The sequence below is a fragment of the Sphingobacterium puteale genome (genome assembly GCF_050986225.1).
Lineage (GTDB): Bacteria > Bacteroidota > Bacteroidia > Sphingobacteriales > Sphingobacteriaceae > Sphingobacterium > Sphingobacterium puteale.
In genome coordinates this window covers 2,240,739-2,253,648 of record NZ_CP158959.1, presented here as the reverse complement: position 1 = coordinate 2,253,648, position 12,910 = coordinate 2,240,739, and the positions used below count along the sequence as shown (strand labels likewise).

Genomic DNA, 12,910 nt, shown 5'->3' with positions numbered 1-12,910 from the left:
ATAACATTTACTGAATATCCCCATAAAAAAAGCCACGCGAGTGGCTTTATTTCTTTTTTCATTGAGATTTCATTCTATAACACGTTAGAATGAAAAATCATCTTTTGAACGACCATCAGCTTCCTCGGCATATGCATCGTCAAAGTTAGGCTCATATCGTTTTTCGATTACTTCCTGATTAGACTTAATGTAATTTACAACATCCGTCAAACCTTCCGCAAATTTTTCAAAATCTTCTTTGTATAAGAAAATCTTATGCTTAATAAACTGGCCATCCTCAAAGCGCTTCTTGCTTTCTGTGATAGTAATGTAGTAATCGTTCGATCGAGTTGCTTTTACATCAAAAAAATAAGTTCGCTTACCTGCTCTCACCTTTTTTGAAAAAACCTCTTCACGCTCTTTGTTTTCAAAATCTCCCATTGGTTGTTATTTAAGTTTAAAGTAATCTTAATCTTTGATAAATATATAATAATTCATTTTAATACACCAAATAATATTAAAAAAAAAGACAATAACCCGCAAAAATGATATATTCGTTCAACCGACATCTGATAAAAATCAAACAACAATATTTTTTACCGACGAAATCAGTACATTTACCGAAAATATAAGTTGTATTACCTAAAGCGAATATGTATAGTTTATTTGTGCCTCTATCTTTGAGTCATAAATAGTAAAAACATTATGGAAAAAGAACCTATCATACCAAACAGCAATAACAGCCGCAATATCGTGGGGGCCATTGTGATCATTGTAGGTATATTCTTATTATTGAATAACCTCAATCTAGGAAACTGGTTTCCGAGCTGGTTATTTAGCTGGCCAACGATATTGATCATCATCGGCCTTGTTATCGGCGTCAATTCCCAATTTCAGAAAAAATCGGCAATCATCCTATTAATTATCGGCGGAGCCAGCCTTATTTCAAGGATGATGCGTACTGACTTTGGTTCCGTCACCGTCCCTATCATCATCATTTCGCTTGGGATTTATTTTATTATGAGTAAACGGAAACCTCCGATGGTGCCGCCTACCTTCCCCAATCCGCCACAAAATCCATATGATTGGGATAAACGGGTCAATATACCCACGGATAATCCCGCTGACACAACGGCCCCGGATGCTGAAGCAAAACCTTTTAACGAACAATACGGATCAAGCCAACAAGCCTCGCCCAACGCGCAGGCTTTTGGCGACAAAGAGAACAGTTCATTTCATCAGTCTTTCGAAGACAGCCTTAATCTGAACACGATTTTTGCAGGCCAAAAGAAAGTCATCTATTCCAAACATTTTAGAGGTGGCAATTTGACCAATGTCTTTGGCAGTATTGAACTGGATTTGACAAAAGCAGACATCCAGCAGGCGATCGTCATTGACACCTTTCAATTATTTGGCAGTGCGCGTATTATTATCCCCCCACATTGGACGGTATTCAGCAATGTGGCTTCTATCTTAGGATCTGTCGATGACCGAAGGTTCCAGACGATCTACAACCCGGATACGGATAAAAAAATCTACATCACCGGCACTTGTATTTTGGGTAACTTAACAATAAAAAATGCTTAATCGATGAAAAATAAGCTGACGCTCAGTATCAAAAGTCGTTTAATAGGCATTATTTGTATATCCGTATTTATCGGATATCTTGCATTACAATATTTACTGATGCTACGCTCAGGATTTGATTCTCAACTGGCGTTTAAAGATTCATTGATCAATAGTGCCGTGATGATGTTTTGCTGCTACGGCATGTCCTCTGCGCTAAACTTCTACACACCACAACCGCGGGAGATATGGAAGGTATTGATCATAGGCTTAATTATGGCCGCCATTAGTACTGGATTGAGTCGCTTTTTAATGAATTATTTTATCCAGCCAAATTTTATCACACTTTTGGATTTGACGCTACCTTTTCGCGGTATAGTTAACTTCCTTATCCTCACTTCGGTCGCTATTATTAATATCGTCTGGAATATTCAGGAAGATAATATTAATAATATCAAACGGAAACAAGAATCCGAAAACCTGCTTCGCGAAGCAGAACTTTATAATTTGCGGCAACAGCTGCAGCCACACTTTTTATTTAACAGCTTGAATTCGATCATTGCCCTTATTGGTGCCAATCCGGATGAAGCCCGTAATATGACATTTCAACTGTCCGATTTTTTACGGGGTACGATGAGAAAGGAAAACAATCAGATTATTACACTGGAAGAAGAGCTAGACCATCTGCAACTCTACCTTGACATTGAAAAAGTACGCTTTGGTCATCGTCTGAACACTTCCATTTCCTCCTCTGAGGAAATATTTACGAATAAATTGCCCGCAATGATCATCCAGCCTTTAGTAGAAAATGCCATAAAGCATGGATTATACAATATTACCGATCAAGTCGACATACAAATAAAATGCACCTCACAAGAGGGCCAGCTTCGCATCCAAATTACCAACCCTTTTGATGCAGAAGAACAATCAAAACCGAAAAAAGGAACCGGATTTGGGCTTTCCAGTATTCAACGTAGATTGTATCTGCTATATGGCAGAAATGATCTTCTGGAAACTCAGATTCAGGACAATATATTTACTAGCACCCTAAAAATACCTCAATATGATTAAAGTCGTTATCATTGATGATGAACCCCTAGCACGCTCCATTATTGCGGGCTACTTAAAAAATGAAGCTGATGTGAGCGTTTTGGCTGAGTGTGGAGATGGTTTTGAAGGCGTTAAAGCGATCCAGACACATGAACCGGACCTGGTTTTTTTGGATGTACAGATGCCAAAATTGACCGGTTTTGAAATGCTCGAACTAGTCGACAACCCTCCAGCCATTATTTTTACAACTGCATTTGATGAGTACGCGTTAAAAGCTTTTGAAAAGAATGCCCTGGATTATCTGCTAAAACCAGTGTCCCCTATGCGTTTCAAAAAAGCGTTGGAAAAATTTAGGTCCAGCTATTCCGCTCCTGAGAAAAAGGTTCAACCCAACTACGAGGTTCTCGCTGCACAAGACGAAACAAAGATCGACCGTATTGTTGTCAAAACAGGCACACAGATCAAAATAATCCCTATTGATACAGTCAAATACTTGGAGTCTTACGATGACTACGTTAAGATTCACACCAAAGATGGCATGTACCTCAAGAATAAAACCATGGCATTTTTTGAAAAATCCCTCGACCCAAATCAGTTTGTACGTATCCATCGTTCGTTTATCATTAAGGTCGATCAGCTGGCTAAATTGGAGCCTTACGAAAAGGACTCTTATATCGCTGCATTGATCTCCGGTGAGAAGCTCAATATCAGTAAATCAGGCTATGCCCGATTAAAACAATTGATTGGAATTTAAACATTCCGTAGATTTGTGCCTAACAATGGTTATGAAACATTTTTATACAGCAATATTGTTGGGCATCACTTCTTACTCCTTTGCCCAGACAAATCAAGCGGAACAGGTCAACAAAGGAGTTTATAACAAATTGGAATTTTTTATCAATTCCCAGATGACAGACTCTGCCTATAATCTAGCGAGCGACTCCTATAAACAGCAATACAGTCTTCCGAAATTCACACAGATGCTGCGGCAGATCTACCCTTTGGGTAGGGTAAAAAGTTCTGAAATCACTAGTTTTGAAAAAGGAGCGGCAACCTACCGTCTGGATTTTGACAGGCAGTCTTACGAGTTATTATTTGCCACAGATTCAACACTTAAGTTTAACACCTTACACTTTCGCCAGCTGAATCAACCTGCTTCAGATAAAAACAGCCCGGAAAAAACGTTAGAGACAGTCACTCCCCCAAAAACCGTGGACAAAGATGACTTTTTCATCGACTCGGTTGCAAATTCTTATCTAAAGCAACAAAATGCGCAGTCGCTTGCCATAGGCATTATTAGAAACGGGCAGTCTAAAACCTATTTCTACGGCGAGACAGCAAAAGGCAATCAAACATTACCGACAACAACCTCACTTTACGAAATCGGCTCGCTCAGTAAAGTCTTTACAGCCATCTTATTATCCAATCTCGTTGAAGAGGGCACAATAACGTTAGATCAACCCATATCCTTATTCCTTCCTGATACACTCCAAAAGAACGAAGATCTGACTAAAATAACGTTTCAGATGCTAGCCAATCACACATCTGGATTTCCGAGGCTGCCAGACAACTTTGAAAAAGTAAAAGGATACAGCGGAAATGACCCTTACAAGGCATACGATAGAAAAGCACTCTATAACTATTTATCCGATTTCAAAAATCAAAAGACACCGGGGCAGGAATACGAATACAGCAATCTGGGCTACGCTGTACTTGGGGATATCATCTCTAGCATCTACAAAAAATCGTATGATCAAATTGTCCGAGAAATAATCTGTAAACCATTAGAAATGAATAATACCTTTCAGGTATTAGATCCAAAAAGAAAAGATACTTTTAAAGTATACGATAAGAATGGGCAGGAAGTAACAGCCTGGTCGTTCGATGCTTTCAGTGCTGCCGGCGGATTAAAATCCACCCTGGAAGATTTACTTAAATTTGCGAACGCACAGTTTAGGATGCCGCAGAGCCCGCTGGAAAACGCAATGGCCAACACCAGATTGTTTACCTTCTTTCTTCCGCCCGATACTGATTTGGGGTTAGCATGGCACATGAACCTGCTTGATGATCTTACCTTTTATTGGCATAACGGAGGGACAGCCGGAAGTAGTTCTTATCTGGCTTTGTCTCCGGATAAAAAAAGTGCAGTAGTCGTCTTGTCCAATGCTGCACTTTCCGTCGATGACCAAGGAAAAAGCATTTTGGATTATTTGCTTCATACAAAATAAAAAAGCAAAATATTATTAGCAGGGCTATATCGAAACAACGATATAGCTTTTTTTGTTATAATAAAAACGGTTAATTTTTATTGTTACACAAACTGTTAAGCATTAACTTTGATCAACAGTCCGAATAAATCGGATGCTCATCATTTTATTATACAACAGACTCCACGATAGCATAACATTTACATGAAGATATTTATCACGAAACGAATCCCACAAAAAGGTATTGATCTGTTAACGGCTGCCGGACATGAGGTAGCGATACATGACTCTTCCACCCCACTATCTCCTACCGATCTTATCCAAGCCGGACAGCAGGCCGATTATATACTGAACGGTGGCATGCAAAAGTTTGACGAAGAATTTTTCGGAAACTGCCCCAATCTTAAAGCGCTCTCCCTGATGAGCGTTGGTTATGATAATGTTGACATCCCTGCTGCGACGAAATATGGTATCCCTGTGAGCAATACACCGGGTGTACTTTCCGGCGCAACGGCTGATGTTGCTTTCCTATTGATGCTGGCCGTTTCCAGGAAAGCTTTCTTCAATCATAAGCAGATTTTACAGGGGCAATGGAAAGGCTTCGACCCGACAGCACATCTGGGCATAGAGCTCAACAATAAAACATTAGGTATTTATGGCCTTGGAAGGATTGGTTTCGAATTTGCCCGAAAAGCAAGAGCTGCGTACAACATGGAAATCATCTATTATAACCGTGGGCGGAACCTGGAAGCCGAACGAATCCTAGGGGCGAGATATGTCAACTTTGATGACCTACTAACCCAAAGTGATGTACTTTCCATTCATGCGGCACTCACTTCAGAGACGTCCAATCGGTTTAATCTGGATACATTTAAGCGCATGAAAAACTCGGCGATTCTGATCAACACAGCTCGTGGCGGATTAGTTCAGGAGGATGACCTAGCCAACGCTTTGCGCGCGGGGGAATTATGGGGAGCCGGGCTCGATGTGACAAACCCCGAACCCATGGCAGCGGACAACCCACTGCTAAATCTTGAAAATGTCTGCATTTTACCGCATATCGGATCCGCAACTGTGGAAACCAGAGACAATATGGCGCTAATGGCAGCAAGCAATTTATTGGCAGCAATCAAAGGTGAAAAGATGCCACAAACTATCAATCCAGAAGTCTATACATGAAACGACATTTCTTTCAGTTCCTGAACAAACTAAATAAAGCAATTCTTCCCAAATATGGGAAGAAGGATCCGCTTAAACTAAAAAAGTACCAGCAGGCCATAATAGCCTACCGGTACTTTATTCTTATCCGAGCCCTGGCAGATGATTAACCATCTGTGTTGACTTGTTTGCCCTGGTCGCTCGCATTGGAAATAATGCTAATCTGTGTTGGATTAGGCGCTACACTCAAGTCGTTGCGCTCCAGTTCCAACATAATTTTTTCCTGCATTGAATTGCGTGCCGGCCAATAATCTTCGCGCCTAGTCCATGCTCTTACGGTTAACACTATTGAACTCGTTCCCAATTCCTTCACAAATACTGTGGGTTCGGGGCTAGTCAAAATAGTCTCATTTGAGCGAAGCACCCTAAGGATAATATCCTTTGCGTCTTTTATATTTTTGTCATAAGATATACTCACCGTATATTCAAACATCCGCTGAACGATTTTCGTATAGTTCTTGATCACCGAATTGGCCAATGGACCATTTGGACTAAAAATCCGGACACCATCATCACCGATTAGTGTAGAGTATAAAATATCTATTCGTTCTACCGTCCCAGCCGTACCATTCGCACTCGAGATGTAATCCCCCACTTCAAAAGGCCTAAACATCAATATGAGCACACCGCCGGCAAAGTTACTTAAACTTCCCTGTAGCGCCATACCTACAGCTAAACCAAATGCAGACAGTGCCGCAATGAAAGAGGTGGTCTGTATACCAACCTGACTGGCAACCGTCAATAGCAACATCACCCACATCACAATCTTGACGATACTGGAGATAAATGCGCGGATTGAAGGATCGACATTTCTTCTCTCAAAACGCTTGTGCAATAATCGGTTGACCAGATCGATGACGTATTTACCAATAATCAATAAAATAATACCACCTATAATACCCGGTATTGAATCAATGACGATATCGGTCAATCGTCCAAATCTAGTCCCTAGACTATTTAAATTACTTTCCATGTTTATTAAATATATTTCAATGCATTTTGAAACAAGGATTGTTCCAACATCCACACTTACCATTCAAAATATAAAAATCATTGAAAAATACCACAAAACATAATATTAACACCACTATAAAAAGAAATTAAAGGCTAACTTTGTAATATGAATAGAAAAAACACCATTCCCATCATAGATAGTTGTAGCATCGACCTCAACAATAAAACAACTATCCACATCGATGACTTAAGTGATTACGTTATCAAGCATGCTGATATGGTGTTTCCCCACAAACACAATTTTTATCATTTTGTATTATTTACCAAAGGTTCGGGTGATCATATCATTGATTTTAATCATTATAAAATTACTCCCTTTCAGATCTACTTCATGGCCCCCGGTCAGGTGCATACCTGGAATTTTGCCGGTGATGAGGAAGGCTATGTGGTTAATTTCTCAGTGGACTATTTCCAGTCCTTTTTATTACGCACGGACTATCTGGAACGTTTCAGTTTTTTACAGGGTAAAATTGAGCACTTGATTTTTGAACTGAAAGATAATTGCCGTTCGCAGGCCACGGATATCCTGGACAAAATCTTGTCCGCGAAATCCGAGGGTTTATCCGAAGATTATATCCGCACATTACTATTGCAATTTTTACTATATGTTTCCATCTGTTCAGAGAAAGAACAAAAAGATGGAAGCAACCCCTATAATCATAAAATATTCAATAGTTTTCAGCAATTGGTGGAACAACAGTTTAAATCCACCAAATTACCGAGTGTATATGCGGATCAGCTATTTATAACGCCAAATCACCTCAATGCAATCTGCAAATCCTATATCGGCCAGTCTGCTGGAGAAATCATCCGCAACCGGATTGTCCTGGAAGCAAAACGGCTATTAATCAATCGAAATTTAAATATTACTGAAATTGCAAATGAATTGCAGTTTAAGGACAACTCTTATTTCACCAAATTTTTTAAAAAATCCACTGATCTCACACCCGAGGAGTTCAGAAAACAACTATAACTATGGAAGAAGTTAAATACGAATTATCCGAATTCAAAGCCGCATGGCAGGCAAAATGCCCAAGATGCAGAGTCGGTCATGTCTATCAAGGTCCTGCCTATGGCCTGAAGGTCCAAAAGATGAACAGTCATTGTGAATACTGTGGTCTGCGTTACGAGCGCGAACCTGGATATTTCTATGGCGCCATGTATGTCACCTATGCTTTTGCCATCGCAGAAATGGTCACAGCCTGTATGGCAACTTACATCCTCACGGGTAATGACTCATCCTTCATTCTCTATGCGACTGTTGCTATATTAAGCGTTGTGTTGATGTCGCCCTTCAATTATCGGTATTCACGCATTATTTTGATGTATTGGCTGACTCCGGGGCTACGTTATGATCCCAATGTCAAAAAGAAGGAAGTTGATGTGAAAGCTTCGGCATAAACGCCATTATCCTTATCTTTATGCTGATGAAGGATACCATATATTTGGACAATAATGCAACCACCCGAATTTTGGATGAGGTATGGCAGGAAATGAGCCCTTATTTCATCCAAAATTATGCTAATGCGTCCAGTGTTTACCACCTTATGGGTAGAGCCGCTAATGCAGCTGTTCAACTGAGTAGAAAACAGGTTGCCGAGGCTTTAAATTGTACGCCAAAGGAAGTTTTTTTCAATTCCGGAGCTACAGAAAGCATTAATACCGTATTGCAGGGTGTATTTGACAAATACCGATCACAAGGTAACCATATCATTACCGCTGCTACGGAACATAAAGCAGTATTAAGCTGCTGTGAACAGCTGACTAAACAGGGCGCACAAATCACTTATCTTCCTGTTGACAGCCAGGGGCGTATCGCCTTGGATGATCTTAAAAATGCTATTACCACTAAAACCATATTAATTTGCCTGATGGCAGCGAATAATGAGACTGGCGTACTGACTGAAATGGAAGAGGTGGCAGCTATCTGTCAAGAAGAAGACATTCTATTTTTTTGTGACGCCACACAAGCCATCGGAAAAGTTACGATCGACCTGCAAGAGCTTCCTATCGATCTTTTATGTCTGAGTGCACATAAAATTCACGGTCCAAAGGGAGTTGGTGCACTTTATATCCGACGCAAATCAAAGCCCATTCAGCTTACTCCACTAATTTTAGGTGGTGGCCAGGAGAATGGCTTTCGGGGCGGCACCTACAATGTTCCGGCCATCGTCGGCTTTGGAAAGGCGATCTCGATGCTAAACCCTCAAGCCTATACAAACGTTCAAGCCTATCGGGATCTATTGGAAGCTGAACTGGCTGATATTCCCGAAATTAGTATACATGGGCAAAATACTTCCCGTCTACCGACGACAAGCTACGTCAGTTTCAAACATGTTCTTGCAAGCGAGATCATGACCGCATGCCCTACTTTAGCCTTATCCTCCGGCTCCGCCTGCGTCACCGGATCAAGGGAACCTTCACATGTACTGCTGGCTATGGGCATATCCAAGGAAGATGCACTTGCTGCGATCAGATTTAGCCTAAGCATATTGACTACGCGTGAAGAAATCCTACAATGCGCGCAACTGATCAAAGAGGCTGTACAAAAAATAAGGGATCAATCGCCGATATGGCAACTTTTTAAGGCTGGTTTGATCAGCTAATTTATGACATTCTAAAAACTTAAGAACAGACGAAATATAGCGAGATTGTATGTATCTTTGTTGTAGACAAAGATACAACTATGATTACAGTTACTGATAAAGCAAAAACTCGTATCGAGGAAATCATGAAGGATGAGCAATATGACAGCAATTACTTTGTGCGTGTTGCTGTAGAAAGTGGTGGTTGCTCAGGCTTAAGCTATAAACTGAATTTCGATAATGAGGAAAAAAAGGGAGATCAGTTTTTCGAAGATAAGGGGGTAAAAATCTGTTTGGATATCAAATCATTTCTCTATTTAGCAGGAACCGAACTTGATTATTCCGATGGGCTGAACGGAAAAGGATTTGAATTTCATAATCCTAATGCAAGCCGTACTTGCGCCTGCGGTGAGAGTTTCTCGGTATAAACGCATCCCATTCAATAGAACAAAAAAGCCCTGAGAATTATTTCAGGGCTTTTTTTATGAGGTCGGGCGAGTTTAGTTGCACCGACAAATTAATAGTTTTATAATTACCTATTGACCTATTCACTTTTTCTTGTAATATTTATATTTTTTCAACATTTTAATGGATAAATATCAAAAATAACAACAAAACATATTACCAAATGATATTTTCATATTTTTGTAGCAAATAACTGAATAAGAAAAATGATGCGATGTACAACGATCCGTACATGGCTTTTCAATTGACTCATATGGAGGGAAGAAAACTTTTAAATACCGAAGTTGCTATCAGCTTCGTTAAAGATACATTTGTCCAAGAATTAAAAAACAAGTTAAATCTGATTCCAATTTCATCGCCATTGGTAGTTCTAGATGGCACAGGATTAAACGATGATTTGAACGGCATCGAGCGCCCTGTTTCCTTCCCGATCAAATCTTTAAATGAAAAACGGGCAGTCGTGGTTCATTCATTGGCAAAATGGAAAAGAGTACGCTTAAAAGAGCTTGAAATGTTACCGGGTGAGGGTATTGTCACCGATATGAAAGCCCTCCGTCCAGACGAGGATTACACCCCTATACATTCCATTTATGTGGATCAATGGGACTGGGAAAAAGTCATTGGAAAAGATCAGCGTAATTTGATTCTTCTGAAGGATACTGTACTCCAAATATATGAATCACTTCGATTAACAGAATTACAGGTGGAGCGTAAATACCCAAAGATCAAAGCGATTCTTCCGGAGACTATTACATTTATCTCTTCGGAGGAATTATTGCAAAAATACCCGGATTTAAGTGCCAAAGAACGAGAAAACGCCATCACAAAAGAATACGGTGCAGTATTTCTGTACGGTATTGGTGGTGCCCTGAGCAATGGAGTAGCACATGATGGTCGGGCGGCAGACTACGACGACTGGAGTACCACCAACGAGGCAGGATACAAGGGTTTAAATGGCGATATCCTTGTTTGGAACCCCATTCTAAATTCTGCATTCGAGCTTTCATCCATGGGTATCCGTGTCGATAAAAAAGCATTAGCTCATCAGATGGAAATCAGAAATTGCAGCGAAAAGTCTAAGCTAACGTTTCATAGCATGCTGCTTAACGATGAATTGCCCGAATCTATTGGCGGTGGTATCGGCCAGTCACGTGTCTGTATGTTTATGCTTAAAAAGCAACACATCGGCGAAGTACAGGTCAGTATCTGGGAAGAGGATAAAAAACAAGCTTTACGCGAAGAAGGTATTGATATACTTTAAAACAATACCAATAAAGTATAATACATTGGATCATTAAAAAGCTTCTTTTTGCCATAAAGTCCAATATAAAAATTCGACAAAGGTAATCCCTCTGAAAGAGATGGGTTACCTTTTCGTTTTAATTAGTACTTTTGTGCCATGCAGCTAGAAGCTATTTTAAACAAATTCGGTATTTCATCCCTGAATGAAATGCAACAAAAGGTATTGGCCAGCTACCAACACGACAAAGATTTCATTTTGCTCTCCCCTACAGGATCAGGAAAAACCTTAGCCTTTTCATTACTAATACTACAACAGCTAAAAGATATCGCCCGTGAAGTACAGGTGCTGGTTTTAGTCCCGACCCGTGAACTCGCCTTACAGATCGAACAAGTCATCCGCAAACTGACCACGGGATACAAAGTAACCTGCGCTTATGGTGGACACAGCACCCGTATCGAAAAAAATGCCTTCAAAGATGCGCCATCTATTCTTATCGGCACCCCTGGTCGAATAAAACAACATCTTGAAGAGGGGAATTTCGATCCGACCCAAATCCATACCTTAGTACTGGATGAATTTGACAAGTCCCTGGAGCTTGGCTTTCAACAGCAAATGGATTTTATCATTCGGCACATGCCCAAAATTAAGTCGCGTATATTGACCTCTGCGACAACAATGGAGACCATTCCGGCTTTTACGCAGATTCAGGAGCCCATTACGGTAGATTTCCTAAAAGATGCAAACAACATCCCGCGGATCACGATAAAAAAAGTAGTTTCCAGCAGTCAAAAGAAACTGGAAGCGCTTTTAAAACTTATCTGCAAGATCGGCACAAAAAAAATGATTATATTTTGCAACCATCGTGATGCTGTCGAACATATCAGCGACCTGTTGGATAATCGTAATATCATTCATGATATCTTTCATGGTGGCCTGGAGCAGCAGGACAGAGAGTTGGCGCTGCTAAAATTCAGAAACCACTCCAACAATGTTCTGATTACGACGGACCTTGCCGCCCGGGGATTGGATATTCCGGAAGTGGATGCAATCATTCACTATCAGCTTCCACATAAAGAAGATGATTTTACACACCGCAATGGACGCACAGCGCGTATGCAGGCAAAAGGTGATGTGTATGTCATCTTAAAACCTGAAGAGAATTATCCCTACATTTTGGAAGATACGCCAGAGGAGGAGTTCCCCGACTTTTATGATCTTCCCGAAAACTCGCCTTTCGCTACACTCTATGTCAGCGCCGGAAGGAAGGATAAAGTCAACAAAATTGACATCGTTGGCTTTCTGTTGAATCTGGATGGCATTGAAAAAGACGATATCGGAATTATCGAAGTCAAAGACAAAATTGCTTATGTTGCTGTCAAACGTAAACTGGCTTTAGCGATCATCAATGCGGCAAACGGACAGAAAGTCAAGGGCCGAAAAGTGAAAGTCGGGAGAACATAGAAACTACGCAACAGCATATTTTTTATAGAAGCCCATAAAAATGCCCCAAATAGTGTCTAACTTTTTGGGGCATATCTACAACAAACCTCTTTTCGTATGCTAACAGCTTAAGTTTTATTTGA

Annotated in this window: 13 protein-coding genes; 11 read left to right on the top strand and 2 right to left on the bottom strand. The window is 40.4% G+C overall.

Annotation, left to right across the window (positions count from 1 at the left end; genetic code table 11):
- Positions 1-84: 84 nt before the first annotated feature.
- Positions 85-420 (bottom strand): DUF3276 family protein, encoded by a 336-nt coding sequence (locus ABTV71_RS09265; protein ID WP_077435530.1) that lies wholly within the window; start codon positions 418-420, stop codon positions 85-87.
- Positions 421-684: 264 nt separating this feature from the next.
- Between ABTV71_RS09265 and ABTV71_RS09260 the strand changes: the two genes are divergently transcribed.
- The 5 genes from ABTV71_RS09260 (at position 685) to ABTV71_RS09240 (ending at position 5,981) form a co-directional block, all read left to right on the top strand.
- The gene (locus ABTV71_RS09260; RefSeq protein WP_121121309.1) at positions 685-1,566 is read left to right on the top strand and encodes a LiaF transmembrane domain-containing protein; all 882 of its coding nucleotides are present in this window, start codon (positions 685-687) and stop codon (positions 1,564-1,566) included.
- 3 nt (positions 1,567-1,569) lie between these two features.
- Positions 1,570-2,616, top strand: coding sequence for a sensor histidine kinase (locus ABTV71_RS09255; protein WP_121121307.1), 1,047 nt, complete (start codon positions 1,570-1,572; stop codon positions 2,614-2,616).
- On the top strand, positions 2,609-3,349 hold the full coding sequence (locus ABTV71_RS09250; RefSeq protein ID WP_121121306.1) for a LytR/AlgR family response regulator transcription factor: 741 nt from the start codon (positions 2,609-2,611) through the stop codon (positions 3,347-3,349). Before ABTV71_RS09255 ends, ABTV71_RS09250 begins: the two co-directional genes overlap by 8 nt.
- A 31-nt stretch (positions 3,350-3,380) precedes the next feature.
- Positions 3,381-4,823: a serine hydrolase domain-containing protein gene (locus tag ABTV71_RS09245; RefSeq protein WP_433903005.1), complete on the top strand. Its 1,443-nt coding sequence runs from the start codon at positions 3,381-3,383 to the stop codon at positions 4,821-4,823.
- A 183-nt stretch (positions 4,824-5,006) separates the two neighbouring features.
- Positions 5,007-5,981 carry a 2-hydroxyacid dehydrogenase gene (locus tag ABTV71_RS09240; RefSeq protein ID WP_433903004.1) on the top strand — a complete coding sequence of 325 codons (975 nt, stop codon included), beginning with the start codon at positions 5,007-5,009 and terminating at the stop codon, positions 5,979-5,981.
- A 145-nt stretch (positions 5,982-6,126) separates the two neighbouring features.
- On the opposite strand, the gene ABTV71_RS09235 is transcribed toward ABTV71_RS09240, so the two are convergent.
- Positions 6,127-6,993 (bottom strand): mechanosensitive ion channel family protein, encoded by an 867-nt coding sequence (locus ABTV71_RS09235; RefSeq protein WP_433903003.1) that lies wholly within the window; start codon positions 6,991-6,993, stop codon positions 6,127-6,129.
- Between the two features lie 147 nt (positions 6,994-7,140).
- On the opposite strand from ABTV71_RS09235, the gene ABTV71_RS09230 reads away from it, so the two are divergent.
- The 6 genes from ABTV71_RS09230 (at position 7,141) to ABTV71_RS09205 (ending at position 12,788) form a co-directional block, all read left to right on the top strand.
- Positions 7,141-8,007: a helix-turn-helix domain-containing protein gene (locus tag ABTV71_RS09230; protein ID WP_433903002.1), complete on the top strand. Its 867-nt coding sequence runs from the start codon at positions 7,141-7,143 to the stop codon at positions 8,005-8,007.
- 2 nt (positions 8,008-8,009) lie between these two features.
- Positions 8,010-8,435, top strand: coding sequence for a DUF983 domain-containing protein (locus ABTV71_RS09225; protein ID WP_077435546.1), 426 nt, complete (start codon positions 8,010-8,012; stop codon positions 8,433-8,435).
- 26 nt (positions 8,436-8,461) lie between these two features.
- On the top strand, positions 8,462-9,640 hold the full coding sequence (locus ABTV71_RS09220) for a cysteine desulfurase family protein (RefSeq protein WP_433903001.1): 1,179 nt from the start codon (positions 8,462-8,464) through the stop codon (positions 9,638-9,640).
- Between the two features lie 80 nt (positions 9,641-9,720).
- Complete coding sequence (locus ABTV71_RS09215) at positions 9,721-10,047, top strand: HesB/IscA family protein (RefSeq protein WP_077435550.1); 327 nt, start codon at positions 9,721-9,723, stop codon at positions 10,045-10,047.
- 251 nt (positions 10,048-10,298) lie between these two features.
- On the top strand, positions 10,299-11,345 hold the full coding sequence (gene asnA, locus ABTV71_RS09210; protein ID WP_433903000.1) for an aspartate--ammonia ligase: 1,047 nt from the start codon (positions 10,299-10,301) through the stop codon (positions 11,343-11,345).
- A gap of 138 nt (positions 11,346-11,483) precedes the next feature.
- Positions 11,484-12,788, top strand: a complete 1,305-nt coding sequence (locus tag ABTV71_RS09205; RefSeq protein WP_433902999.1) for a DEAD/DEAH box helicase — start codon at positions 11,484-11,486, stop codon at positions 12,786-12,788.
- Positions 12,789-12,910: the final 122 nt, after the last annotated feature.

What these genes read in the sequence shown, in the direction of transcription:
- ABTV71_RS09255 (WP_121121307.1), top strand. Translation starts at nt 1,570, where the DNA reads ATGAAAAATAAGCTGACGCTCAGTATCAAAAGTCGTTTAATAGGCATT.
- ABTV71_RS09250 (WP_121121306.1), top strand. Translation starts at nt 2,609, where the DNA reads ATGATTAAAGTCGTTATCATTGATGATGAACCCCTAGCACGCTCCATT.
- ABTV71_RS09245 (WP_433903005.1), top strand. Translation starts at nt 3,381, where the DNA reads ATGAAACATTTTTATACAGCAATATTGTTGGGCATCACTTCTTACTCC.
- ABTV71_RS09260 (WP_121121309.1), top strand. Translation starts at nt 685, where the DNA reads ATGGAAAAAGAACCTATCATACCAAACAGCAATAACAGCCGCAATATC.
- ABTV71_RS09235 (WP_433903003.1), bottom strand. Translation starts at nt 6,993, where the DNA reads ATGGAAAGTAATTTAAATAGTCTAGGGACTAGATTTGGACGATTGACC.
- ABTV71_RS09205 (WP_433902999.1), top strand. Translation starts at nt 11,484, where the DNA reads ATGCAGCTAGAAGCTATTTTAAACAAATTCGGTATTTCATCCCTGAAT.
- asnA (WP_433903000.1), top strand. Translation starts at nt 10,299, where the DNA reads ATGTACAACGATCCGTACATGGCTTTTCAATTGACTCATATGGAGGGA.
- ABTV71_RS09220 (WP_433903001.1), top strand. Translation starts at nt 8,462, where the DNA reads ATGAAGGATACCATATATTTGGACAATAATGCAACCACCCGAATTTTG.
- ABTV71_RS09225 (WP_077435546.1), top strand. Translation starts at nt 8,010, where the DNA reads ATGGAAGAAGTTAAATACGAATTATCCGAATTCAAAGCCGCATGGCAG.
- ABTV71_RS09215 (WP_077435550.1), top strand. Translation starts at nt 9,721, where the DNA reads ATGATTACAGTTACTGATAAAGCAAAAACTCGTATCGAGGAAATCATG.
- ABTV71_RS09240 (WP_433903004.1), top strand. Translation starts at nt 5,007, where the DNA reads ATGAAGATATTTATCACGAAACGAATCCCACAAAAAGGTATTGATCTG.
- ABTV71_RS09265 (WP_077435530.1), bottom strand. Translation starts at nt 420, where the DNA reads ATGGGAGATTTTGAAAACAAAGAGCGTGAAGAGGTTTTTTCAAAAAAG.
- ABTV71_RS09230 (WP_433903002.1), top strand. Translation starts at nt 7,141, where the DNA reads ATGAATAGAAAAAACACCATTCCCATCATAGATAGTTGTAGCATCGAC.